Source organism: Enterobacter sp. R-1.6.2 (assembly GCF_035064085.1).
GTDB classification, from domain to species: domain Bacteria; phylum Pseudomonadota; class Gammaproteobacteria; order Enterobacterales; family Enterobacteriaceae; genus Enterobacter; species Enterobacter asburiae_B.
On record NZ_JASEYI010000037.1, the window covers coordinates 1 to 22,238 of the forward strand.

Here is a 22,238-nt window from a genome sequence, read left to right on the forward strand (position 1 = left end):
AAAGCGTGCGTATTGCCTGAAAACACAACCCGCTACGGGGGAGACTTACCCGAAATCTGATTTATTCAACAAAGCCGCCATGCGCTTCAAATCCTTCCAGCAACAGTTCTTCAAACACAAAAGGATCAATTTTCCTCAGGTAGTTAATTTTTTGTGGGAAGCCCGGCAACGTCTTTATGCGCTCCAGCACCCGCCGCGCACTTTGCTGCTTCCTTTTGTGTCGTCGGTTGCGTACTGAACGCCGGAAGAATACAACGGCAAACAGTGCGATGGCGCTGCAAGCCCATAGAATAAGGTTTTCTGTAGTGGGGAAGGGGAACATGGTGATAGTGTGCTTTCTGTGGGTAAAGAAAAGGGCGGTTAAACCGCCCTGGTGTTTAGCGACGGCTGTAAACCTGCCACGAAGCGCTGCCTGACTGATTTTGGCAAATCCGCCCGTAAAGTACGGTGCCGGTCGAGTAGCGGGCGCCATTCAGATAGCAATAGCCGCTGGATTGCAGCAGTTCGTTGCGCAGCTTTTCTTCCTGCTTTGATAGCCGGGACTCCGCAGACTGCAAACGAACGGATAATTCGTTAATCTGGCGTTGCTGGTTATTCATCTGGCTCTGCATCGCATTACCTTTATCTTGGCTGACGCAACCAGTTAAGAGAGCTGTACAGGCTAATGCACTTAATATAATTTTTTTCACGTTGGCTCCTTAAATTGAGATTATTCCTAGCCCGCCTATAAGCGAACTTTCCCGTATTTACTTATGATCTGGCTTATCATCGACTGGTTACTTCCACCTTCGCCATTATCCGGGCATTCATTAAGAAAAGCCTTCCTGGCATCCCTCGTGTGGTTGGGTAAAAAGCCGTGCTTGTTCTTTTTAACGATATTGAAGAAAGCAGCTTCAGCACTGTTACACTCGCTTCCGCCGCTATCGCCGGTGAGCTTGCCCGCCATGCACATAATAACTTTGCAGGGATCTTCAGCATGGCTGGCAGGAAGATAAAGCAGACTACCAGCTGCTATCAGAGGGATTAAGAGTTTCTTCATTGTTTTGTCCTTAACAGTTTGTTCAGATATACACCCGCCAGAATGTTGATAACGGTAAGTAATATTAATAATAACGCAGAGTTATAAATAGATTTGTAACCTATATCGCCTGCGATATATTCGACAATAAAAACGAAAATCGTTAACATTGCGAACAACTTAATTAACTTTCCTGTAATTTTCTTAACGATATAAGCAACTGAATAAGAGCCGGATTTGATGATGCTGGCGAGTAACCTGATAGCATGGACTCGGAATTTTCTTAAAATGGGCGGAATGGAAAATGCCTTTTTCTTCCTTCTGCCTTTTTGCTTTTCCGCAAAATCAATAACATCGCCCATTTTTATACTCTCCGGTTATATCTTTAGATCATCAAGTGATAAACCACTATCAAGCAGCTCTTTGAGCCATGTTGGTCGGCGGCCAGTCCCGGACCAGGTATTTTCTGCGTTCCTGGGGTCGCGGTATTTTACTTGTCTATGTTCTCTGGGGTTGGCAACGCCCTGCATTTTCATGGCTTCCAGGCTAATGCCAGCGTCCAATTTTGCAGTTAGCCAGGCCGGGCGCTTCCCTATACCAGTCCACGTATTAAAAGGGTTATCCGGGTCACGATACATGGGTTCACCTTTGGGGCGTTTTTCTGATTTCAGGGGAACCAGCATTACCTTCCTTCCTTCAGAGGTTTTCTTTTCGTTTCTTCTTGACACGATCTCATTAGCCCTTATCATAAACATAAGTCGTCGAAATTACAATTACGCGGTGAAACGTAAATGAGTAAACATCCAAAACTTCTGGTTCTCGCTCTGGCCTGCCTTGCTTGTGCTGGCCGTGCCAGTGCTGCGCCTGCCTCAGATGAAGTTGCCAGGCTTGCGCAGAGATGTGCGCCTGATGTTTCACCCTTAACAATGGCGTACATCGTCGGCCATGAGTCCTCAAATGGGCCGTACAGGATCAATATTAACGGTGGTAGTACCCAGTTAAAACAGCAACCACGTACTGAAGCTGAGGCCGTCAGCGTTTCGAAAGTTCTGCTGAAGGATAATAAAAGTTTTGATATGGGCCTTGCACAAATTAACTCAAATAATTTAGTGGGCCTGGGTCTTTCGGTTGACGATATTTTCAAGCCCTGCATCAACCTGCGGGCGAGCCAGACCATCCTTAAAGCCTGTTATGATAGCGCCCTGAAATCCTATCCAGCCGGGCAGGTTGCGCTGAGACACGCGCTTTCCTGCTACAACACCGGCTCACTCATAAACGGGATTTCTAACGGGTATGTCACGAAAGTTATCAACGTGGCGCGTCAATCAACTGATTTGAAAATCCCTACGCTGCTACCTGATGGCCAGACCAGTGAGGACAGCACCGCGACTGAGCCTCAGCAGGCAAAAAGTACGGCCACGCAGTATGACGGTGAACAAGATGTTTTTGGTTCGGGTGATGGCGATGCCTTCAGCCGAAATAATACGGATGCCTTTTTAACCAAACAGGAAACAGCGAAGGGGGAGTGAGGTTATGGATGGAACGTTTGTACCTTGTATTGCAATCACAGATCCTGGAGCTATTTGAAACAGGAAAAGTGAAGGAGGTAACGATAAAACGGGTTTCATTAAAGACGTGGTATCCCGTTTTTCAGATAGACGATGAACAGTTGGGCCAGATCGCATGTTCCATTCGGGTTAACAAAGAGCATGAACTACGAACCTGGGCTGATTTAAGGCTACTGGCAGAGTTTTTGAAAGATAAGTGTGGCGTTGAAGAATGCCGGTTAAATCTGCAATCAACAGAAGATAGTGAGTAAGGAGAAAGTATGACCACGTTGTTTAAGAAGTATGGCCCTGCGGTAGTTATGGGCGTTTTGTCCATTGCCCTGCCGCAAATTGCGCTGGCCGCTGGCACCGATACTGGTGAATCAACCGCTACATCAATCCAGACGTGGTTGAGCACATGGATTCCAATTGGTTGTGCTATTGCGATCATGGTTAGTTGCTTTATGTGGATGCTTCACGTAATCCCAGCCAGCTTTATTCCTCGTATCGTAATCTCGCTGATTGGTATTGGTTCTGCATCATTTCTGGTTTCCCTGACGGGCGTAGGAAGCTGAACAACGCGAAAAGGGGGGGACTTTTGTCCCCCAAAGTGAGGACTACAAAGATGTTCGTTGACGGGAAAAGACCGCTTTTCAAAGGTGCGACTCGCTTACCTCGCGCGCTGGGTGTACCACGTAATGTAGCTATGATGATATTCATGATTTCTGCCTCGCTTTTTATGATTATTCATATGTGGGCGATCCTGGTGTTCGTCTTTTTGTGGATTCCTTCAGCTGCATTAACAAAATATGACGACCGCATGTTTCGAATTATGGGCCTGTGGTTGAAAACCAAATTCAGTAATTGGTTTGATTCTCCGTTTAAGCAGTGGGGAGGATCGTCTTATTCCTCTGTTGACTACAAACGTAAGGGTTTAAAATAATGAGAGCTGCCACCGCTACGAAGCCAAAAAAAATTGATGCCTACCGTAAGGAGCCATCAGTAAATAAAAAGTATTTGCCCTATTCTTATCACCTCAATGATTACGTGATTTCGATGGAAAACGGCGATCTGATGGCTTTTTTCAAGCTGGATGGCCGCACACATGACTGCGCATCAGATCGGGAACTGGTCACCTGGCATAAAGACCTTAATACGCTGGTCAAGAGCTTCGGAACAGACCATGTAGAGCTGTGGACGCATGAATATCACCATGAGGCTAAAGAGTACCCGGATGGTGAGTATGACCATTTTTTCCCTGCTTATGTTGATCAATATAACCGTAAGCTGCACGGTGATTCCAAGCAGCTGATTAATGACCTTTATCTGACCGTTATTTACAAACAGGTAGGGGATAAAACACAGAAGTTTCTGGCGAAATTTGAAAAGCCGACTCGTGACGAAATTCAGCGAATGCAGAATGAGGCGCTTGAAGGTCTGGAAGATATTTCTGAACAAATCCTGGAAGCAATGAAGCCGTATGGCATTCAGCAGTTGGGTATCTATTATCGTGACAAACGCGGTGTTGAAATTCCTGCGCCTGATAAAAAAGAACGTGAAGAACTTGCTGAAGTCGATGAATCAGACATTTTTGACGAAGCCATTGTTATCGAACGCAACGAGCCTGAACCTTCGCAGGCTCACGCTTATTCAAAAGCGCTGGAGTTCCTTTATTTCCTCGCAAATATGGAATGGGCCATCGTGCCTGTTTGCCGTGATCGTATCCGTGAGTACATCATGGACAACCGCCCTGTTAGCTCACTGTGGGGGGATGTTGTCCAGATCAGAACGGTAGATCACAACTTCTATACCACCGGCATTGAATTTCGTGAATACGAAGAAGATACAGAGCCAGGCCAGCTTAACATGCTTAAAGAAGCCGATTTTGAATACCTTCTGACGCAGAGTTTTTCTTGCCTCTCTGAATCTTCAGCTAAAACGTTTCTGACGCATCAGGAAAAATCTTTGCAGGAAACGCGCGACCGTGCGCAAAGCCAGCTGGCACAGCTTGGTACCGCGCTCGATATGCTGACGTCCAGAGAGTTCGTGATGGGCTACCATCATGGAACCGTGCATGTCTGGGATAATGACCAAAACGCGGTACAGCGCAAAGCGCGTCGTGTGAAGGTTATGCTAACCGGCTGTGGCGTGGTTGGCGGGACTCTCAGCCTGGCCTCTGAGGCTGCATATTATGCGAGACTGCCTGGCAACCAGAAATGGGCGCCGCGCCCGGTTCCGATAAACTCATGGAACTTCCTGCACTTCAGCCCGTTCCACAATTTTATGCGTGGCAAGCCTGACAATAACCCGTGGGGGCCAGCGCTGACCATGTTCCGCACGATCAGCGGTACGCCACTCTATTTTAATTTCCATGTGACCCCGCTTGAAGAACTTTCCTACGGTAAACGCCCGCTGGGCCATGCGTTAATAACGGGTATGTCGGGGGAAGGTAAAACCACGCTGCTTAACTTCCTGCTGGCGCAGTCAATGAAGTACAACCCGCGGCTTTTTGTTTATGACCGTGACCGCGGTATGGAGCCGTTCATTCGAAGCGTTGGTGGCTACTATAAAGTTCTGCAACAGGGTATGCCGTCCGGGTTTGCCCCGCTTCAGATTGAACCGACCAAACGCAATATTGCCCTCATTAAAAACCTGTTCCGCATTTGTGTGGAAACCACCAATAACGGGCCTATCAGCGCAACGATGGCTACCGAACTGGCTGAAGGCGTTGATGCGGTTATGGGGGAAGGCTCACTTATTCCACGCGAGGCGCGCACCGTTACTATCCTGGACGGGTACGTGAATGAAGTTGTGGAAAATGGCGTATCACTGAAAGGGCTGCTGCGCGAATGGACGCGCGAAGGCCAGTATGGCTGGCTGTTTGACAATGATAAAGACAGCCTGGATCTCAGCGCGAATGATATTTTTGGCTTCGATTTATCCGAGTTTATCGCAGCCAAAGAGGAAGTATCCAGCCCGGCCCGTACTCCGCTCATGATGTACCTTCTGTACCGGGTACGTGACTCCATCGACGGCAAACGCCGCGTCATTCAGTGCTTTGACGAGTTCCACGCCTACCTTGACGATCCGGTTATCGAGCGTGAAGTTAAGCGTGGTATCAAAACTGACCGTAAGAAAGACGCTATCTATGTGTTTGCCACGCAGGAGCCGAACGATGCGCTGTCCAGCCGTATTGGCCGCACGATCATGTCGCAGACCGTCACAAAAATCTGCCTGCGCGATCCGGAAGCTATCCGAGAGGATTATGCCTTCCTTACTGATGCTGAATACGACGCGCTGATGTCGATTACCGAACACTCCAGACAGTTCCTGGTTAAACAAGGGCAACAGTCTGCGATTGCTTCTTTCAATCTCTACCCTCGCAACAGCGACGATATTGATGCAGATATTAAGACAATGGACAACGTTCTTAGCGTGTTGTCCGGTGAACCACAAAACGCCGAAATTGCGCATGAGCTGGTTGAACGGCTCGGTAATGACCCTGAAGTATGGCTCAAAGAATACTGGCGCCTGACGGCTTAACAACGAGGCAAAACACCATGAAAAAAACACTGACGGCAGTATTGCTGACCACCGGCCTGATACTGGGAGGCGCGCAAAGCGCTTCCGCAGGCATCATCGTGACCAACCCTACTGAGCTGGCTAAACAGGTCGAGCAGCTTCAGCAAATGGCGCAGCAGCTGGAGCAGCTTAAAAGCCAGCTGCAAACGCAGAAAAATATGTATGAGTCGATGGCAAAGACAACCAACCTGGGCGATCTGCTGGGGACGTCTACCAGCACGCTGGCAAATAATTTGCCGGACAACTGGAAGGAGATCTACAGCGACGCCATGAACTCCAGTTCTTCCGTCACGCCTTCAGTTAACAGCATGATGGGCCAGTTTAATGCGGAAGTTGACGACATGACGCCCAGCGAAGCAATTACCTACATGAACAAAAAGCTGGCTGAAAAAGGCGCTTATGACCGTGTTATGGCAGAAAAAGCCTACAACAACCAGATGCAGGAACTAACCGATATGCAGGAGCTGACGGAGCAGATTAAAACGACTCCAGACCTGAAATCGATTGCTGACTTACAGGCCCGTATCCAGACGTCACAGGGTGCTATTCAGGGTGAGCAGGCGAAGCTGAATCTGATGAACATGTTGCAGCAGTCACAGGACAAGCTATTACGTGCGCAGAAAGAACGTGCCACCCACAATTTTGTTTTTGGAACCGGCGGGGACGTTACCGCGTCACCTTCAATTAACTGAGGTAATTATGAAAAAACTACTGCTTGTTATCCCTTTCCTCCTAGTGGCCTGCGATGCCTCGCATGACGTGGAGTGGTACAAAAAACATGAGAAAGAGCGCAAGGCAACAATTCAGGAATGCAAGAAAGACGCGGATGAACTTCAGAAACCTGATTGCAAAAACGCGCGCGAAGCCGATCGTCAGCTGTTTGTGTTCGGCAAAAAAGACGGCGAAATCAATTCACCGAAAATTTAGGAGTAAGGAGGCAATATGGCATTCACCCTAGTCGCAGACATTTTCGCAAAAGTAGACGGGGCGATTACGTCAATGGTGAGCGCCAATGTTGCCACCATTATCTCTGATGTAACGCCTCTGATTGCCACCTGTCTGACAATCAAGCTGATGGTTCAGGGGATGTACTCAGCGTTTAATCCGGGGGCGGGCGACAGCCTGAGTTCGCTGATTAAAGAGTATCTTTCCATAGCCCTTATCCTGAGCTTTGCAACGGCGGGCGGCTGGTATCAACAGGAACTGGTCAACGTGGCGCTTCACCTGCCGGATGATTTTGCCGGGATACTGTCTGCCCCTAATAAAGTCGGTGCAAGTGGCGTACCGGCGATTATTGATAGCGGTATTGAAAAAGGTATCAAGATCGTCAACACCGCATGGGAAGCCGCAGACGTGTTTTCATCGAGCGGCCTGGCCGCGTATGCCATTGGCGGCATTATGATGATTGCTACCGTTGTGCTGGGCGGCCTCGGTGCGGGCTTTGTGATCATGGCTAAGATCCTTCTGGCCGTTACGCTTTGTTTTGGCCCGATTGCAATCTTCTGCCTGCTGTGGGGAGCGACAAAAAACATCTTTGCTCGCTGGCTGGCGTCGGTCATTAACTATGGCCTTGTCGTCGTCATTCTTGCGCTCGTGTTTGGTTTCATCATGCAGATGTTCGACAACCTCCTGTCCTCGATGAACTCTGATGCCGCTTACTCATCAATCACTGGTTCTATCTCCGCCTTATTACTGACGGTCATTTCCGTTTTCGTTCTGTTCCAGATTCCGCAAATTGCCGCCAGCTGGGGTAGCGGTATCAGCGCCGGAGTTGCTGACGCCGCACGCTCTACGGGTTCTTCCATGCAGGCGCTTGGCAATATGGGCAGCCACGGCATGTTTGGCGGTAATGCGTTCAGAGGCGGTAACAGTGGCGGCGGCCAGCAATCGGCAGGTGGAGGAAGTGGCAGCAACAGCGGAGGAAGCAGTGGTTCTAATTTAAGTGGTAAGGCAAGGGGCAGTCGCGGGAAGAAGGCTGCATAAAATTAAAACAAAAGTCGTTGAAATTGCAATTTCGACGACTTATTATAATTAGTACGTTCAACAACCGATAATGGATGCCGTAATGCGCAGCTTATTGCTTATGGGAGTTCTTCTGATTAGCGCCTGTTCCAGCGGGCATAAACCGCCACCGGAGCCGGACTGGAGCAACACCGTTCCAGTAAACAAAACAATCCCGGTTGATACGCAAGGTGGTGCAAATGAAAGCTAATAAAAAAACAGGGCTTACACGTGAAGCCATTAAAGAGTTCAACGAAAGCCGTAAAGGGCTTGAAGTTGATCTGATGGATGAAGTGCTGAAGTCCCGGCGTACCGCCTGGATGGTTGCCACCGGTTCAGCGGTGGTAACTGTTTTTGCACTCTCTTTAGTTGGTTACGTGGTGCATAAGTACAGCCAGCCAATCCCCGCACATCTGCTAACGCTCAACGAGGCCACTCACGAAGTACAGCAGGTCAAGCTGACCCGCGACCAGACCTCTTATGGTGACGAAATTGATAAGTTCTGGCTGACACAATATGTCATTCACCGTGAGAGCTATGACTTCTATTCAGTTCAGGTCGACTATACGGCCGTTGGCTTAATGTCCACGCCGAACGTGGCAGAGTCTTACCAGAGCAAGTTCAAGGGCCGCAACGGTCTTGATAAGGTTCTGGGCGACAGTGAAACGACCCGCGTGAAGATTAACTCTGTGATCCTCGATAAACCGCACGGCGTAGCAACGATACGCTTTACTACGGTTCGCCGCGTGCGCAGCAATCCCGTTGATGATCAGCCGCAGCGCTGGATTGCCATTATGGGGTATGAATATAAATCGCTGGCGATGAATGCTGAGCAGCGTTATGTCAACCCGCTGGGTTTCCGCGTGACGAGTTATCGCGTCAACCCTGAAGTTAACTGAGGGCTGCCCCATGAAAAAACTACTTCTTTCAGCAGTCGTTTTGTCAGTCCTGGGAGGCGCGGCCACTAACGTTATGGCGCTTGAGGTTGGCCGCAATTCTCCTTATGACTATCGCATTAAAAGCGTTGTTTATAACCCTGTTAATGTGGTCAAAATTGACGCTATCGCCGGTGTGGCTACCCACATTGTTGTCGCGCCTGACGAAACCTATATCACTCATGCTTTTGGCGATTCTGAAAGCTGGACGTTTGCGCACAAAATGAACCATTTTTTTGTGAAGCCGAAACAGGCCATGAGTGATACCAACCTGGTGATCGTCACCGATAAGCGCACCTATAACATCGTCCTCCATTTCATCGGTGAAGAAACGAAGAAAAATGCAGACGGTACGGTATCAAAATCCTTTATTGAAACGCCGTGGGCTGTGCGCCAGGCCGTTCTTCAGCTGACCTATGAATATCCGTTTGAGCAGCAGGAAAAAGCCAAAAGCGCGGCTGATAAAAAACGCATTACGCAGAAGCTGAAGCAGACGGCTTTTGCGGGGGCGAAGAACTATCAGTACGTAATGAGCGAACAGCCTGAAATGCGCAGCATCCAGCCGGTTCACGTCTGGGATAACTACCGCTTTACCCGGTTTGAGTTTCCGGCCAATGCGGAGTTACCGCAGGTCTACATGATTTCGGCCAGTGGCAAAGAAACGCTGCCTAACTCTCATGTTGTGGGTGAGAACCGCAACATCATCGAGGTGGAAACCGTCGCTAAAGAGTGGCGTATTCGTCTGGGCGATAAAGTCGTTGGCGTTCGTAATAATAATTTCGCGCCGGGCGCCGGTGCGGTAGCAACCGGTACGGCTTCCCCGGATGTGCGCAGGGTTCAAATTGGGGAGGATAACTGATGGCCCGTAAAAGTGTCGATGTAGATCAGGAACTCGATGAAAACACCGGAGACGGTGAATTCGAAAGCGAGCGTGGCGGATTTAAAGGCAGTAACCGCCGTTCGGCTCCTGGTATGAAAGCCTTTGTCATACTGATGGCGCTGCTTGCTTTGGTATTCATCGGGATTACGGTCATGGGTAAAATTCGCACCCCGGCTAAAGCTGAAGCTGATAAAGACGGTGGTAAAGCGCAACAGGCCAATACACTGCCAAACTACAGCTTTAACAGCGATCCTGATGTTAATAAACCTGCAACTGCGCAGAATAGCGCCACTGATGCCCGTGCTGTGCAGGCTGCCGCACAGGCAGATGCAGATGCGGGCAGCAGCAATACCGCCGCGCGTACCTCTAATAAGCGTAAAGAACCTTCGCCTGAAGAACTGGCTATGCAGCGTCGTCTGGGCGGCGAGCTGGCCCAGACTAATCAGGCGGCTACAAGCAATAGTCCCGGAGTGCAGCCCCAGGACAACGAAACAAGCGAAGGTAGTTCAGCACTCGCTAAAAACCTGACTCCTGCAAGGCTGAAGGCTAGCCGCGCTGGAGTCATGGCTAATCCCAGCCTGACTGTTCCGAAAGGCAAAATGATCCCCTGTGGTACCGGCACCGAGCTGGATACCACTGTTCCGGGTCAGGTTTCCTGCCGGGTTTCACAGGACGTTTACTCAGCTGATGGACTCGTTAGGCTGATTGATAAAGGCTCATGGGTTGACGGGCAGATTACCGGTGGTATCAAAGACGGCCAGGCGCGCGTGTTTGTTCTCTGGGAGCGTATCCGCAATGACCAGGACGGGACAATCGTTAATATTGACAGTGCCGGAACGAACTCACTCGGCAGCGCGGGGATTCCGGGCCAGGTGGATACCCATATGTGGGAGCGTCTGCGTGGTGCGATCATGATTTCGTTGTTCTCTGACACCTTAACGGCGCTGGTTAACCAGACGCAGAGTAATAACATTCAGTACAACAGCACAGAAAACAGCGGTGAGCAGCTGGCGTCTGAAGCACTCCGCTCTTACATGTCTATCCCCCCTACCCTCTACGATCAGCAGGGTGATGCGGTGAGCATTTTTGTTGCCCGCGACCTCGATTTCAGCGGCGTTTATACGCTCGCAGACAACTAAAAAAGTGGGCGCTTAGCGCCCGCTTTTCTTCAGGAGTAATCATGACTGATGCAGCTTTCTATCAACTTGGCCCACTGCGCGAGTATTTAGAAGATCCTACTGTTTTTGAAATTCGCATTAACTGCTTTCAGGAAGTTATCTGTGATACGTTCAGCGGCCGCAGGGTTGTGCAGAACGCGGCAATTACGGCAGATTTTATTAGGAACCTTGCTAAATCGTTGGTGAGCAGCAACAAGCTGACCATGCAGGCCATTAATGACGTGATCCTGCCTGGCGGGATCAGGGGCGTTATCTGTCTGCCCCCTGCGGTGATTGACGGTACAACGGCCGTAGCGTTTCGTAAGGATTTGGCGGCCGATAAAAATCTGGAGCAGCTGACCCGCGAGGGGATTTTCAGTGACTGCCGGAAGATTACCGGCAGCAAGCAAAGCCTAACGGATGATGATTTTTTCCTTAAAGAGCTGCACAGCAGCGAAAAATGGCCCGCATTCCTGCAAACCGCCGTTGAGAAGAAACGCACTATCGTGATCTGCGGTGAAACCGGGTCGGGGAAAACGGTACTCACGCGCGCGCTGTTAAAATCGCTACATAAAGACGAGCGTGTAATTATTTTAGAGGACGTTCACGAAGTCACGGTCGATCACGTTGTAGAAGCCGTTTATATGATGTACGGCGATGCAGGAAAGATCGGCCGCGTCAGCGCCACTGATGCCCTGCGAGCCTGTATGCGTCTGACACCGGGCCGTATCATCATGACTGAGCTTAGGGATGATGCTGCGTGGGATTATCTTAAAGCACTTAATACCGGCCATCCAGGCGGTGTTATGTCAACGCACGCTAACTCTGCGCGCGATGCCTTTAACCGTATTGGGCTGCTTATCAAGGCGACCCCTATCGGCCGTATGCTCGATATGAGCGATATTATGCGAATGCTCTACTCCACCATTGACGTTGTGGTGCATATGGAAAAGCGGAAAATCAAAGAAATTTATTTTGACCCTGAATATAAAATGCAGTGTGTGAACGGGAGCCTGTAATGAAAAACTTAGCAACCTGGCTTCTGGCCGCAGCATTTACGACAGCCGCCCTGCCCGCCTTTGCGGTGGAACCATCCGTTCAGGTTGGCTACTCGCCTGAAGGGGGGGTAAGCGGGAACCCCAGAAAATTCCGCCATTCCGCATTGTGGAATTTTTTGGGGGGGTGGTCCGCGGCATGACGACCCGCCAAAGGCTACCGCATCTATCTGAGGCGCTGTGGCGCGACGCTGAAACCCCGGGGAATTCCGCTACTCCAGTTCCAGGTCCGCAATAGTTCGTCCAGGTCGGGTGGCGTACGCCGGAAACGCCGATTTTTCCGCAACCGTTTCTGCGTTGTCGGCAAGGTGGTCTCAGAGAGCGCTCAAGAAGCGGTTTTTCTCGTATGTTTAGCTACGGTGGCCTAGGAGCCTGCGCGGCAGAAGCCAAATCGGCGGAAGATCGAGGACGATACGGGGATGGCTGCCAGTTACCTTCCTTACCGACCCGACCAATCCTATCTGCTGCCCCCTTCTCTGGGAGAGTGGCTACCTGAAGGGCATCTTGCCTACTTCATCAGCGAGACTGTCGATACGCTGGACTTGAGCGCATTCCACGCCCGGTATGCCGGCGGTGGTCCGGGCAATCAGCCGTTTCATCCGGCGATGATGGTCAAAGTGCTGATCTATGGTTACGCGAGCGGCGTCTTCTCTTCGCGCAAACTAGCCAGGAAGCTGTACGAGGATGTCGCGTTGCGTGTGCTGGCCGCTGGAAACTTCCCGGCCCACCGCACGCTGAGTGACTTCCGTGCCCTACACCTGACCGAGCTTGAGAATTTGTTCGTTCAGGTGGTGCAACTGGCGCGCGAATGTGGGCTGGTGAAGCTTGGCACGATCGCGGTCGACGGCACCAAGGTAAAAGCCAACGCCAGCCGCCACAAGGCGATGAGCTATAAGCGCATGAAGCCGGCCGAGGACGAATTGCATTGCGAGATCAAGGCGCTGCTTGATCGCGCCAAGGCTACCGACGACCAGGAGCGTAACGAGCCGGAGCTGGACATTCCTGCCGAGATTTCTCGCCGCGAGAAGCGCCTGGAGGCGATCCAGGCGGCAAAGGCGCGCCTGGAAGCGCGCCAGCGTGAAGCGGACCAGGCCCGGGGGCGCAGCGAAGACGATGGCCGCCGGCCTCGCCATCCGGATGGCTCGGACAAGGGCGGTGGCTCGTACAAACGCGAGTTTGGTGTGCCGGATGACCGTGATCAGGAAAGCTTCACCGATCCGGACAGCCGGATCATGAAACACGCCGGTGGTGGCTCCGAGCAGAGCTACAACGGGTACACAGCGGTCGATGCCGAGCACCAGATCATCGTGGCGGCGGAGTTGACCAACTGCGCCGCGGACAGTCAGGCGCTGCTGGGCATGCTGGCAGCAGTTCAGGCCAACACCGGAGAAATGCCGGCCCAGACGCTGGCGGATGCGGGATTCCGTAGTGAGGCTGTTCTGGCAAAGGTCGCCGATCACCACGGCGATGTCATCGTTGCCCTCGGCCGCGAGGGACGTGAAGATGCCAAGGTCAATGCCAAGACCCATCCGCATACGGCGGCGATTGCGGCGAAATTGAAAACGGAGCAAGGCGATGCAGCTTACCGCCGGCGCAAGTCGATCGTGGAGGCTCCGAATGGTTGGATCAAGGCGGTGATGGGATTGCGTCAGTTCAGCATGAGGGGCCTGGACAAGGTGCAAGCCGAGTGGAAGCTCGTCTGCATGGCGCTAAATCTGAGGCGAATGGCGTATCTGTGAGGGCGAAGGTTAAATGGGGCGGCTCAAATGCACCCCAGTCGTCATAACACGCCGCGCGCCGCAAGATTGGTATCCTTGGCGCCGACGCCTTGCCAATTGCAGAGAGCGCCGCCGCCATCGTCAGTGCTCTACAGAAAACCGGTCACACGGCTCTGCCGCGCAGACTCCTAGCCTAAATGTGACAGTGGTTGGTAATCCATGCCGCCCGCAAGGGCGGCGGTGGTGGGCCAATAGATGATTTTCAGAGCCTTACTGCCCGTTGACGCCCAATCCCTCGAGCGCGAGTCTAGCCGCAGCGGCGATGACGGCCTCGCTGTGCTTGTCATCCTTGTTAGGCGCCCGGGTGTAGACGGCCAACACAATAGGTGCGCGCCCAGTGGGCCAGACGACGGCATAGTCATTTGCCGTGCCATACACTCCGCAGGTTCCGGTTTTGTCTCCGACTGCCCAGTCTGCCGGCACCGCCGCGCGGATGCGGTGGTTGCCGGTCGTGTTTCCCTTTAGCCAATCAACAAACTGCTGCCGCTGCGGCGCAGCCAGTGCAGAGCCCAGTGTCAGTTTTTGTAAGCTTTCCGTCACGGCGCGCGGCGATGAGGTATCGCGCGCATCGCCTGGGATGGCGGAGTTCAGCTCCAGCTCCCAGCGGTCCAGACGGAACGTGGTATCGCCGATAGAGCGCATGAAGGCCGTCAGCCCGGCCGGGCCGCCCAACTCCTTCAGCAACAAATTGGCGGCGGCGTTATCACTGTATTGCACGGCGGCCGCGGACAGCTCCGCCACCGTCATGCCTGTTGTCAGATATTTTTCCGAGATGGGTGACCACGGAACCAGCGCATTTTTGCCGTAACGGATGGGTGTGTCCAGCAAGCCGGCCTGCTGCTGGCTGCGAGCCAGCACAGCGGCAGCAAGAAAGCCCTTGAATGAGCTGCACAGTGGGAAGCGCTCCTCAGCGCGGTAACTTACAGTTGCGCCTGAGCCGGTATCCATCGCGTACACACCGATGGAGCCGCCAAAGTCCTGTTCGAGTTTAGCGAATGGTTCCGCGACGAGGTTGGTCAGCGCGGTGGCAGAAAAGCCAGCCAGCGGCCATGAGAGACAAGACAGCAGAACTAGACGGCGATACAGTGACATCAACGATATTCCTTGTTTGAAGGTGGAGTTACGGACGGCCTCAGGAAGTCCTGGCCAAGCCCCGACTATTGGGGCGCGAAGATAGCACCGAGGGTACGCCGGTGTCAACACGGGGTCTGACGCTCAGTGGAACGAAAACTCACGTTAAGGGATTTTGGTCATGAGATTATCAAAAAGGATCTTCACCTAGATCCTTTTAAATTAAAAATGAAGTTTTAAATCAATCTAAAGTATATATGAGTAAACTTGGTCTGACAGTTACCAATGCTTAATCAGTGAGGCACCTATCTCAGCGATCTGTCTATTTCGTTCATCCATAGTTGCCTGACTCCCCGTCGTGTAGATAACTACGATACGGGAGGGCTTACCATCTGGCCCCAGTGCTGCAATGATACCGCGAGACCCACGCTCACCGGCTCCAGATTTATCAGCAATAAACCAGCCAGCCGGAAGGGCCGAGCGCAGAAGTGGTCCTGCAACTTTATCCGCCTCCATCCAGTCTATTAATTGTTGCCGGGAAGCTAGAGTAAGTAGTTCGCCAGTTAATAGTTTGCGCAACGTTGTTGCCATTGCTGCAGGCATCGTGGTGTCACGCTCGTCGTTTGGTATGGCTTCATTCAGCTCCGGTTCCCAACGATCAAGGCGAGTTACATGATCCCCCATGTTGTGCAAAAAAGCGGTTAGCTCCTTCGGTCCTCCGATCGTTGTCAGAAGTAAGTTGGCAGCAGTGTTATCACTCATGGTTATGGCAGCACTGCATAATTCTCTTACTGTCATGCCATCCGTAAGATGCTTTTCTGTGACTGGTGAGTACTCAACCAAGTCATTCTGAGAATAGTGTATGCGGCGACCGAGTTGCTCTTGCCCGGCGTCAACACGGGATAATACCGCACCACATAGCAGAACTTTAAAAGTGCTCATCATTGGAAAACGTTCTTCGGGGCGAAAACTCTCAAGGATCTTACCGCTGTTGAGATCCAGTTCGATGTAACCCACTCGTGCACCCAACTGATCTTCAGCATCTTTTACTTTCACCAGCGTTTCTGGGTGAGCAAAAACAGGAAGGCAAAATGCCGCAAAAAAGGGAATAAGGGCGACACGAAAATGTTGAATACTCATACTCTTCCTTTTTCAATATTATTGAAGCATTTACCAGGGTTATTGTCTCATGAGCGGATACATATTTGAATGTATTTAGAAAAATAAACAAATAGGGGTTCCGCGCACATTTCCCCGAAAAGTGCCACCTGACGTCTAAGAAACCATTATTATCATGACATTAACCTATAAAAATAGGCGTATCACGAGGCCTGTGGGAGGAAAATAAAGTGTCATCCTAACTACAGGACCCTGCAACGTAGCAATTCCTGCAAAAATCCATTTAAAACAATGACTTATTTCAATTCTGCCATCTGCAAGCGTTTTGTGGGGATGGAGGCCGGAATCATTAAAGTATCATCCTAATTTTCGCTCAACCTTGGAAAATGCTGAGAATCGTAAAAATAAAGTTTCATCCTTTCCGCTACTAGTTCAAGGCTTTCTTCCGGCCGCCGGCAACAACGCTGCTTGGCTGAGGCGATCCACTTGCGCTACCGCTCACTGATCAGATCGAACTTGAACTCGACGAGCAGCCAACCATCAGGCCGAGCGTGATCGCCAAAAAAAACGGATCATGCGAAATCCTTCGTTGAGTTTGGCGCGGGTTTTAGCAAATCAGCTGGCCCGCGATCCGGTTGAGAGTGATCCGAAGCGGTCCTTGACGACCGGCACAAATCGGCCGATTCTGTTGAAAAAGTAGCTTTAGCGGCAGCCTGCCGATCAGGTGTGCCTGCTGTCGAAGTGGCTGCAAGCCACTTCAAGTTGCCTTCCGGCGTTTCACTGAGCGTCCTTGCTCAGGTTTAAGGGTTAATTTGAGGGTTTCTGCTCGTAGCAGGCATACCTATCCCGTCAGCGGTGGCCCTTGAGGCAAAAGCTTGGCCATGCGGCGCAGGTTCTGCACCATCGCAGCCAAGGTGAATTCGTCAGTGGCACCCGTTAGGCCACGCAGTCGTAAACGGTCGAGTTTCATGATCCGTTTGAGGTGGGCGAAAAGCATCTCCACCTTCTTTCGTTCGCAGCGAGAGACGAGGTACTCCGGTGTCTTGGCGATGCGTCGAGCCACGTCGCGGGCAGCCTCATGGATGCTGCGGACGATCTTCCGATTCGGCGTGTTGGGGCAGCATTTCGCTTTCAACGGGCAGGTGGCGCAGTCGGTTTGGCTGGAGCGGTAAATGACGGTTTTGGCCTTAGTTACCCGCGACCTTTGCTGGGTGAAGGCGCGCCATTCACTGCGTAGCGGTTTGCCGGCTGGGCAGCGATATTCATTGGCGTCCTGACTCCAGTGAAAGTCGTTACTGGAGAGGCTGTCGTCCTTGCGCTCGGTCTTGTCCCACACCGGCACATGCGGTTCGATGTCCTTTTCTTCGACCATCCAGGCCAGCATCGGGGCGGTGCCATAAGCGGTATCGCCGATAAGGCGTTCCGGTGTGAGATCGAACTGCGCCTCGACACGCTCGACCATCGTCCTAGTCGAATCGACTTCGGCGGTACGGTGCGCCGGGGTAGCTTCCACGTCCATGATCACACCGTGCTCAGTGTCGATCAGGTAATTCGTGGAGTAGGCAAAAAAGGCCGGGCCACCTGGCGCTGCTGTCCAACGGGACTGAGGATCAGTGAGCGAAATTTTCTTGGGAAGAGCCTCAGCCAGCGCCTCTTCATCAAGGGCTTCGAGGTACTCGCGCACTGCGCGGCTGCTGAGCTTTGGATCGTTCCAATCGACCTCATCTCCCGCCACCCCACGTTGCCGGCTGGCATCCGCCTTAATGATGCTGGCGTCGACGGCGAAACCTTCACCCTTGACTAGGCCGGCTGCCATGCAGCGCCGCAGCACCTCATTGAATAACCAGCGGAATAGATCGCTGTCACGAAAACGCCCATGGCGATTCTTCGAGAAGGTCGAGTGATTGGGGACTTCGTCTTCCAGACCCAACCGGCAGAACCAGCGATAGGCCAGGTTCAGGTGCACCTCTTCGCACAATCGCCGCTCGGAACGAATGCCATAGCAGTAGCCGACGACCAGCATGCGCACCATCAACTCCGGGTCAATCGAGGGACGCCCGATGGGGCTATAGAAATCTGCCAGGTAGGCACGTAGATCACTGAGATCCAAGCACTGGTCGATGCTGCGCAGGAGATGTTGGGCCGGGACGTGATCTTCCAGATTGAACGAGTAGAACAGGCGCTGCTGTCCTCCCGGTAACTGTCCCATCATGCTGTTCGCCCCCACGCTCGCTGACAAAGCAATTTTGCCAACGGCATGGGGAGGCCGCTACTTTTTCAACAGAATCGGCCGCACACAGCCATTCGGCTCAACAGAACCCTGCCTTTACCCCACCAAACTCCGGAAACTCGCCCGGTAGTCCGTCGGCTTGAGATGCACATGTTGGCTGAGGTCGCCGGGTAGCGTGAACAGGCGCGGACCGTCCCGAAACTGGAACACGCGATACAGATGGAATTGATCGCCCGCCTCCTTGGAGAATTCGAGTTCGTTGTGGCTGACCAAGAAAGACGAGCCTACCCCGCCATTGGTGGTTTTCACCTCGATGAAGCGCTCATGGGCGTCCTCTTCGAACGACAGGATGTCGAACCCCGCACCGTCTCCCTGGGTGTCGGACACCCAATCCAGCCGCTGAAAAAGCTCTGGGTGGCCGAGCTCGGTCAGGCGTTGCTGTTCGTAGCCAATCACCCACTGCTCCCCTGCCCGGCCCAGCTTGCGGTTGGCTTCATCGCGAGCGGCATAATCGAACTTTCGCGGTAGGCGTTGCCGTAGAGATGCCGGGGTACGCACAAGCACTTCACGGGCGGGTGGTTCTACCAAAGCCGCTCGGTAGGTTTTGTCACCCGGAAGTTTTACCTCCTCCAGGGCATCGACAAGAGCGCCGACCGTCTGCTGATGTTCCAGAACGTAGGCGTGTACGGATTTACGCAGCAGCAGTTGGCTGTTGCCGCGTGGCTTGTAGCCGTTGATATAGGGCAGGCCCAGGGCATCGAGTACGGCGCTAATGTTCTGGTGCTTGAGCTCGACTGAAGACTTGCTGCGACCGTTCAGCAGTTGGCGCAGTGCCTGGTTGTGCTCGGACTTGTGGTACGGCTCCCCAGCCGCCTCGGCACGCAGCATGTCGAAATAGTCTTCGACCGTGGCCAGGACCTCTTCTTCGGACCAGTCTTCGCCGATGCGAATGATGCGAAACCCGAGCCGCGTCAGCGCCGGAACGACGGTCGTCTCGCCACCGGAGAAGCTGTCAGCAGTGAGCGGGCCCTGCTCGGGAAATTGCTTGCCGAAGGCCACACCGGCGATGGCCTTGGAATCGCAATCGGTGCCGGTCTTCGGATCACGTACCAGGAAGTCGCGGGACTTGCCGTAGCCGTGGCGCGCCAGGAATTTCGTGCGGCCCAGTTGCACGAACTCATCGATGGCAGCCTGCACGGCGGCGGGGCTTCGAAGCTGGGAGAGTTGAGACACAGGGTCCTTCCTTACTGTCATGGTGTGCCGGGAACCGCCGAGCCACGAGATTATGAGTAGCCCCTGAACAGAAACGTCACGATAAAAGCCGTGAACGCCACCAGGCCCATTAAATCCCTTGCGTATTTGCAGCCCGTGCTGTCCAAACCTGTACCAGGTCCGATCAACACGCTCCAACCATTGAGGTACGAAAACACCGCCTGACCGAACAAAAAATGCGTGATAGCCGCCGCAGCCATGACGCCGGAATCGTCAGACAGGCTGTAGCTGTTGACCATTGCCCTGTACGCCTGCATCTGAAATGGCTATTGCCCTGATGGGAGCCGGCTTTTCAGCCACCGACACCAGCGATGCCGTCAATATTCTTTACCCGATAACCATGACCGTACAAGCTAACAAGGCCTGGCAAGCCAGCGGACTTAAAAAGTCTTTTTTTCTACCATCCCACAAAAAAGTTCGTGGTGGAGAAAAGATAAGCTATGCAAGGCTTTAGGAGACGTGGTTTTTCAGGATGACGAAGAACGATTCGGCGCTAGGTGCAACATAGGTGCATCGCACGAGCGCTAGGAACGGCGAAAAAAGGCGGACGTGGCGAAATCGGTAGACGCAGCAGACTTTAAAATTGGAGTGCCCGCGGGGAAATCCGCGGAGTAGAACCGCTCAAAGTCGGGGAACGCTAACGGGCAATACCCTAAGCCAATCCCGAGCCAAGCCCCTTCGGGGGAAGGTGTAGAGACTGGACGGGCGGCGCCTAAAGCCTTCGGGCAATGGCGAAGGGACAGTCCAGACCACGAACGTCATCAGACGGCGGCGAAAGTCGAGGTGGTACGAAAATCTGCTTCTCTGTGAGAGTACGGGTTCGAGTCCCGTCGTCCGCACCACAAAGCCAAACATCCCTGCGATGATCGACCTCTGGGCGTTTGGTCGTGAGCCCGCCACCCTCGCGCTACGCTTTGCGCAGGCGTCGAAGGCGATCAGGTGCGCCCATCGATTCCGTCGAGCACCATCGCTGCGAGTTCATCGCTGGTGTGTGCACCACTATCGAGAACACGGGTTGTGCATGGAAGCCGTTCCCTTGCGGCCAAGCATCGGGCGACATTCGCTAATCGCCACTCTCGAATCTCCGCATTTCGATTCGGGTCAGGATGCATGGTCTGGTTCGCGATCCGGTGACGCAATAGGTCCTCGTTGAGCGTCAGAAAGATGTGCAGCAGCTGATCGTCGATCCGCCTTACCCCGTCGAGTATCTCAGTCAGATAGTCCGGGTGCACGAGCGTCATTGGGATGATGATGTCCTGCGAGTAATTCCTTCGAATCTCCCTGACCGCCGCGATCGTAAGTCCCCTCCACAAGGGGAGATCCTGATAGTCTCCGCTCGCTGGCATGGGGACCGTTTCTTTCACCACGAACCCGATTTCCTCGGGGTCAAAGATCAGCGATTTGGAACGCCGATCGCGCAGCCGCTTAGCGAGCGTCGTCTTTCCGGCGCCGAAAGGTCCGTTGATCCAGATTATCATTGTCGACGGCCTCTAACCTGAAGGCTCGCAAGAGCGCTCGACGGCCTCGTGCGGAGGCACGATCGGAGTGGTTCCGAAATGCTTCTCAAGATAGGTGACGCCGAACGTCACGATGTCCTGCGCGTCGAACAGGTAGCACTGAGCAAAGCCCACGACACCTTCTCGATGGCGACCGAGCTTCACGTAAGCATTTGCTATAGTTTCAACCGCATCCGGCTTTCCTTCGATAGCAAAGCAATCGAGAATGCCGTTTGAATCGTAATCCGATGCCGTTTTCCAGGCGACTTCACCGTCTCTTCCAAGCATCGGCATCTCATACGTCACCCACCGTTTGTTGGGGATATCGGCAACCGCCTCGGCGTAGTGCAATGCGGTAACGGAGTTTAGCGGCGCACCCAACAGCAGGGCCTTCCCGCCAAGGCGAACGAACCGCTCGACGGGCGATCCTTCCCCCAAGGCGTGACCGAGTTCGTGAGGCTCCGTCAGCGTTTCAGCCAGCGGACCAACCGCGACCATCGATGCATCGGGGTGCGCGCTGCGCCGCGCGCCGGGGGCTTGAACCAGAAATTGATTCAGCAGGCCGAACCCACGGTAAGTCCCGGCTGTTGCGGGATCGAACGGCAGCCAGGTACGGCGGGCTTCGTCATCCAGCCGAGCGCCATTCAGAGTCTCCTCGTAGGGTGATCGGTCCCACGACGCGTATCCCATCACAGTGCCAGTCGGCCCAACCGCGGAGCGTAACGCGGCAACGACCGTCTCCGCTCCTCCTTCGACCGGACCAATCGCTTTAAGTGAGGCATGCACCATCAAGAGGTCACCGGTTTGGACTCCGAGTTTTTGAAGCGCCTCCGTTATTGCCTTCCGCGTATGCATCGCGATATCTCCTCTAAACTGCAAAACACTATACGGGGTCTGACGCTCAGTGGAACGAAAACTCACGTTAAGGGATTTTGGTCATGAGATTATCAAAAAGGATCTTCACCTAGATCCTTTTAAATTAAAAATGAAGTTTTAAATCAATCTAAAGTATATATGAGTAAACGGCACTGTTGCAAATAGTCGGTGGTGATAAACTTATCATCCCCTTTTGCTGATGGAGCTGCACATGAACCCAT

The 22,238-nt window shown here is 52.8% G+C and carries 27 protein-coding genes; 16 read left to right on the forward strand and 11 right to left on the reverse strand.

The features are described from left to right. Positions 1-238, forward strand: a 238-nt coding sequence (locus tag QMN93_RS23765) for a hypothetical protein (RefSeq protein ID WP_207890555.1), incomplete at its 5' end; no start/stop codon positions are given. 139 nt (positions 239-377) lie between these two features. Here the strand turns inward: QMN93_RS23765 and QMN93_RS23770 are convergent. The 4 genes from QMN93_RS23770 to QMN93_RS23785 are packed head-to-tail and all read right to left on the reverse strand — an operon-like array spanning position 378 to position 1,773. Next, positions 378-689, reverse strand: a complete 312-nt coding sequence (locus QMN93_RS23770; protein ID WP_013279382.1) for a hypothetical protein — start codon at positions 687-689, stop codon at positions 378-380. A 35-nt stretch (positions 690-724) separates the two neighbouring features. Then, entirely contained in the window at positions 725-1,039 is a 315-nt protein-coding gene (locus tag QMN93_RS23775; protein ID WP_016338363.1) for a TrbM/KikA/MpfK family conjugal transfer protein, read from the reverse strand. Beyond that, the gene (locus QMN93_RS23780; RefSeq protein ID WP_012561155.1) at positions 1,036-1,380 is read right to left on the reverse strand and encodes a hypothetical protein; all 345 of its coding nucleotides are present in this window, start codon (positions 1,378-1,380) and stop codon (positions 1,036-1,038) included. The genes QMN93_RS23775 and QMN93_RS23780 overlap by 4 nt, the downstream gene beginning before the upstream one ends. Before the next feature lie 15 nt (positions 1,381-1,395). Continuing rightward, positions 1,396-1,773, reverse strand: coding sequence for an H-NS family nucleoid-associated regulatory protein (locus QMN93_RS23785; protein ID WP_193567606.1), 378 nt, complete (start codon positions 1,771-1,773; stop codon positions 1,396-1,398). Between the two features lie 36 nt (positions 1,774-1,809). On the opposite strand from QMN93_RS23785, the gene QMN93_RS23790 reads away from it, so the two are divergent. The 14 genes from QMN93_RS23790 to QMN93_RS23860 all read left to right on the forward strand — a co-directional run bounded on the left by QMN93_RS23790 (position 1,810) and on the right by QMN93_RS23860 (position 13,914). Next, on the forward strand, positions 1,810-2,547 hold the full coding sequence (locus QMN93_RS23790; protein ID WP_013279384.1) for a lytic transglycosylase domain-containing protein: 738 nt from the start codon (positions 1,810-1,812) through the stop codon (positions 2,545-2,547). Positions 2,548-2,555: 8 nt separating this feature from the next. After that, a complete protein-coding gene (korA, locus tag QMN93_RS23795) occupies positions 2,556-2,837 on the forward strand; it encodes a transcriptional repressor KorA (protein WP_016338364.1) in 282 nt (93 codons plus the stop codon). Between the two features lie 9 nt (positions 2,838-2,846). Then, positions 2,847-3,140 carry a hypothetical protein gene (locus tag QMN93_RS23800; RefSeq protein ID WP_001749962.1) on the forward strand — a complete coding sequence of 98 codons (294 nt, stop codon included), beginning with the start codon at positions 2,847-2,849 and terminating at the stop codon, positions 3,138-3,140. Positions 3,141-3,190: 50 nt separating this feature from the next. Next, positions 3,191-3,508 carry a VirB3 family type IV secretion system protein gene (locus QMN93_RS23805; protein ID WP_000496058.1) on the forward strand — a complete coding sequence of 106 codons (318 nt, stop codon included), beginning with the start codon at positions 3,191-3,193 and terminating at the stop codon, positions 3,506-3,508. After that, complete coding sequence (locus QMN93_RS23810) at positions 3,508-6,108, forward strand: VirB4 family type IV secretion/conjugal transfer ATPase (protein WP_012561149.1); 2,601 nt, start codon at positions 3,508-3,510, stop codon at positions 6,106-6,108. Before QMN93_RS23805 ends, QMN93_RS23810 begins: the two co-directional genes overlap by 1 nt. Before the next feature lie 17 nt (positions 6,109-6,125). Further along, entirely contained in the window at positions 6,126-6,839 is a 714-nt protein-coding gene (locus tag QMN93_RS23815) for a type IV secretion system protein (RefSeq protein WP_001749960.1), read from the forward strand. A 7-nt stretch (positions 6,840-6,846) separates the two neighbouring features. Further along, complete coding sequence (gene eexN, locus QMN93_RS23820; RefSeq protein ID WP_001749959.1) at positions 6,847-7,074, forward strand: IncN-type entry exclusion lipoprotein EexN; 228 nt, start codon at positions 6,847-6,849, stop codon at positions 7,072-7,074. A 15-nt stretch (positions 7,075-7,089) separates the two neighbouring features. After that, on the forward strand, positions 7,090-8,130 hold the full coding sequence (locus tag QMN93_RS23825; RefSeq protein ID WP_001749958.1) for a type IV secretion system protein: 1,041 nt from the start codon (positions 7,090-7,092) through the stop codon (positions 8,128-8,130). Between the two features lie 100 nt (positions 8,131-8,230). Next, entirely contained in the window at positions 8,231-8,359 is a 129-nt protein-coding gene (locus tag QMN93_RS23830; protein WP_071882546.1) for a conjugal transfer protein TraN, read from the forward strand. Next, positions 8,349-9,047, forward strand: coding sequence for a virB8 family protein (locus tag QMN93_RS23835; RefSeq protein WP_000646594.1), 699 nt, complete (start codon positions 8,349-8,351; stop codon positions 9,045-9,047). The genes QMN93_RS23830 and QMN93_RS23835 overlap by 11 nt, the downstream gene beginning before the upstream one ends. Before the next feature lie 10 nt (positions 9,048-9,057). After that, complete coding sequence (locus QMN93_RS23840; RefSeq protein WP_000735066.1) at positions 9,058-9,942, forward strand: TrbG/VirB9 family P-type conjugative transfer protein; 885 nt, start codon at positions 9,058-9,060, stop codon at positions 9,940-9,942. After that, complete coding sequence (virB10, locus tag QMN93_RS23845) at positions 9,942-11,102, forward strand: type IV secretion system protein VirB10 (RefSeq protein WP_000101710.1); 1,161 nt, start codon at positions 9,942-9,944, stop codon at positions 11,100-11,102. Before QMN93_RS23840 ends, virB10 begins: the two co-directional genes overlap by 1 nt. Positions 11,103-11,143: 41 nt before the next feature. Continuing rightward, positions 11,144-12,139: an ATPase, T2SS/T4P/T4SS family gene (locus QMN93_RS23850; RefSeq protein WP_012561144.1), complete on the forward strand. Its 996-nt coding sequence runs from the start codon at positions 11,144-11,146 to the stop codon at positions 12,137-12,139. 455 nt (positions 12,140-12,594) lie between these two features. Then, positions 12,595-13,914: an IS1182-like element ISKpn6 family transposase gene (locus tag QMN93_RS23860; RefSeq protein WP_004152397.1), complete on the forward strand. Its 1,320-nt coding sequence runs from the start codon at positions 12,595-12,597 to the stop codon at positions 13,912-13,914. Between the two features lie 249 nt (positions 13,915-14,163). Here the strand turns inward: QMN93_RS23860 and QMN93_RS23865 are convergent, their stop codons facing one another. The 5 genes from QMN93_RS23865 to QMN93_RS23885 all read right to left on the reverse strand — a co-directional run bounded on the left by QMN93_RS23865 (position 14,164) and on the right by QMN93_RS23885 (position 19,884). Then, positions 14,164-15,045: a carbapenem-hydrolyzing class A beta-lactamase KPC-2 gene (locus QMN93_RS23865; protein ID WP_004199234.1), complete on the reverse strand. Its 882-nt coding sequence runs from the start codon at positions 15,043-15,045 to the stop codon at positions 14,164-14,166. A gap of 258 nt (positions 15,046-15,303) precedes the next feature. Further along, entirely contained in the window at positions 15,304-16,164 is an 861-nt protein-coding gene (locus QMN93_RS23870; RefSeq protein ID WP_000027057.1) for a broad-spectrum class A beta-lactamase TEM-1, read from the reverse strand. 820 nt (positions 16,165-16,984) lie between these two features. Next, on the reverse strand, positions 16,985-18,355 hold the full coding sequence (locus QMN93_RS23875) for an IS1182-like element ISCfr1 family transposase (protein WP_000971921.1): 1,371 nt from the start codon (positions 18,353-18,355) through the stop codon (positions 16,985-16,987). Between the two features lie 114 nt (positions 18,356-18,469). Further along, positions 18,470-19,606, reverse strand: coding sequence for a DUF3883 domain-containing protein (locus QMN93_RS23880; RefSeq protein WP_000080861.1), 1,137 nt, complete (start codon positions 19,604-19,606; stop codon positions 18,470-18,472). Between the two features lie 50 nt (positions 19,607-19,656). Further along, positions 19,657-19,884 carry a hypothetical protein gene (locus QMN93_RS23885; RefSeq protein WP_000248278.1) on the reverse strand — a complete coding sequence of 76 codons (228 nt, stop codon included), beginning with the start codon at positions 19,882-19,884 and terminating at the stop codon, positions 19,657-19,659. A gap of 23 nt (positions 19,885-19,907) precedes the next feature. On the opposite strand from QMN93_RS23885, the gene QMN93_RS23890 reads away from it, so the two are divergent. Further along, on the forward strand, positions 19,908-20,099 hold the full coding sequence (locus QMN93_RS23890) for a hypothetical protein (protein ID WP_000951934.1): 192 nt from the start codon (positions 19,908-19,910) through the stop codon (positions 20,097-20,099). Between the two features lie 481 nt (positions 20,100-20,580). Here QMN93_RS23890 and QMN93_RS23895 read toward each other — a convergent pair whose 3' ends face one another. Both QMN93_RS23895 and aac(3)-IId read right to left on the reverse strand, forming a co-directional pair. Further along, positions 20,581-21,123 carry an AAA family ATPase gene (locus QMN93_RS23895; protein ID WP_000587837.1) on the reverse strand — a complete coding sequence of 181 codons (543 nt, stop codon included), beginning with the start codon at positions 21,121-21,123 and terminating at the stop codon, positions 20,581-20,583. Between the two features lie 12 nt (positions 21,124-21,135). After that, positions 21,136-21,996 (reverse strand): aminoglycoside N-acetyltransferase AAC(3)-IId, encoded by an 861-nt coding sequence (gene aac(3)-IId, locus QMN93_RS23900; RefSeq protein WP_000557454.1) that lies wholly within the window; start codon positions 21,994-21,996, stop codon positions 21,136-21,138. Positions 21,997-22,238: the final 242 nt, after the last annotated feature.

Coding starts and splice junctions, on each gene's coding strand:
- QMN93_RS23775 (WP_016338363.1), bottom strand. CDS start 1,039: ATGAAGAAACTCTTAATCCCTCTGATAGCAGCTGGTAGTCTGCTTTAT.
- QMN93_RS23780 (WP_012561155.1), bottom strand. CDS start 1,380: ATGGGCGATGTTATTGATTTTGCGGAAAAGCAAAAAGGCAGAAGGAAG.
- QMN93_RS23785 (WP_193567606.1), bottom strand. CDS start 1,773: ATGTTTATGATAAGGGCTAATGAGATCGTGTCAAGAAGAAACGAAAAG.
- QMN93_RS23790 (WP_013279384.1), top strand. CDS start 1,810: ATGAGTAAACATCCAAAACTTCTGGTTCTCGCTCTGGCCTGCCTTGCT.
- korA (WP_016338364.1), top strand. CDS start 2,556: ATGGAACGTTTGTACCTTGTATTGCAATCACAGATCCTGGAGCTATTT.
- QMN93_RS23800 (WP_001749962.1), top strand. CDS start 2,847: ATGACCACGTTGTTTAAGAAGTATGGCCCTGCGGTAGTTATGGGCGTT.
- QMN93_RS23805 (WP_000496058.1), top strand. CDS start 3,191: ATGTTCGTTGACGGGAAAAGACCGCTTTTCAAAGGTGCGACTCGCTTA.
- QMN93_RS23810 (WP_012561149.1), top strand. CDS start 3,508: ATGAGAGCTGCCACCGCTACGAAGCCAAAAAAAATTGATGCCTACCGT.
- QMN93_RS23815 (WP_001749960.1), top strand. CDS start 6,126: ATGAAAAAAACACTGACGGCAGTATTGCTGACCACCGGCCTGATACTG.
- eexN (WP_001749959.1), top strand. CDS start 6,847: ATGAAAAAACTACTGCTTGTTATCCCTTTCCTCCTAGTGGCCTGCGAT.
- QMN93_RS23825 (WP_001749958.1), top strand. CDS start 7,090: ATGGCATTCACCCTAGTCGCAGACATTTTCGCAAAAGTAGACGGGGCG.
- QMN93_RS23830 (WP_071882546.1), top strand. CDS start 8,231: ATGGGAGTTCTTCTGATTAGCGCCTGTTCCAGCGGGCATAAACCGCCA.
- QMN93_RS23835 (WP_000646594.1), top strand. CDS start 8,349: ATGAAAGCTAATAAAAAAACAGGGCTTACACGTGAAGCCATTAAAGAG.
- QMN93_RS23840 (WP_000735066.1), top strand. CDS start 9,058: ATGAAAAAACTACTTCTTTCAGCAGTCGTTTTGTCAGTCCTGGGAGGC.
- virB10 (WP_000101710.1), top strand. CDS start 9,942: ATGGCCCGTAAAAGTGTCGATGTAGATCAGGAACTCGATGAAAACACC.
- QMN93_RS23850 (WP_012561144.1), top strand. CDS start 11,144: ATGACTGATGCAGCTTTCTATCAACTTGGCCCACTGCGCGAGTATTTA.
- QMN93_RS23860 (WP_004152397.1), top strand. CDS start 12,595: ATGGCTGCCAGTTACCTTCCTTACCGACCCGACCAATCCTATCTGCTG.
- QMN93_RS23865 (WP_004199234.1), bottom strand. CDS start 15,045: ATGTCACTGTATCGCCGTCTAGTTCTGCTGTCTTGTCTCTCATGGCCG.
- QMN93_RS23870 (WP_000027057.1), bottom strand. CDS start 16,164: ATGAGTATTCAACATTTTCGTGTCGCCCTTATTCCCTTTTTTGCGGCA.
- QMN93_RS23875 (WP_000971921.1), bottom strand. CDS start 18,355: ATGATGGGACAGTTACCGGGAGGACAGCAGCGCCTGTTCTACTCGTTC.
- QMN93_RS23885 (WP_000248278.1), bottom strand. CDS start 19,884: ATGGTCAACAGCTACAGCCTGTCTGACGATTCCGGCGTCATGGCTGCG.
- QMN93_RS23890 (WP_000951934.1), top strand. CDS start 19,908: ATGGCTATTGCCCTGATGGGAGCCGGCTTTTCAGCCACCGACACCAGC.
- QMN93_RS23895 (WP_000587837.1), bottom strand. CDS start 21,123: ATGATAATCTGGATCAACGGACCTTTCGGCGCCGGAAAGACGACGCTC.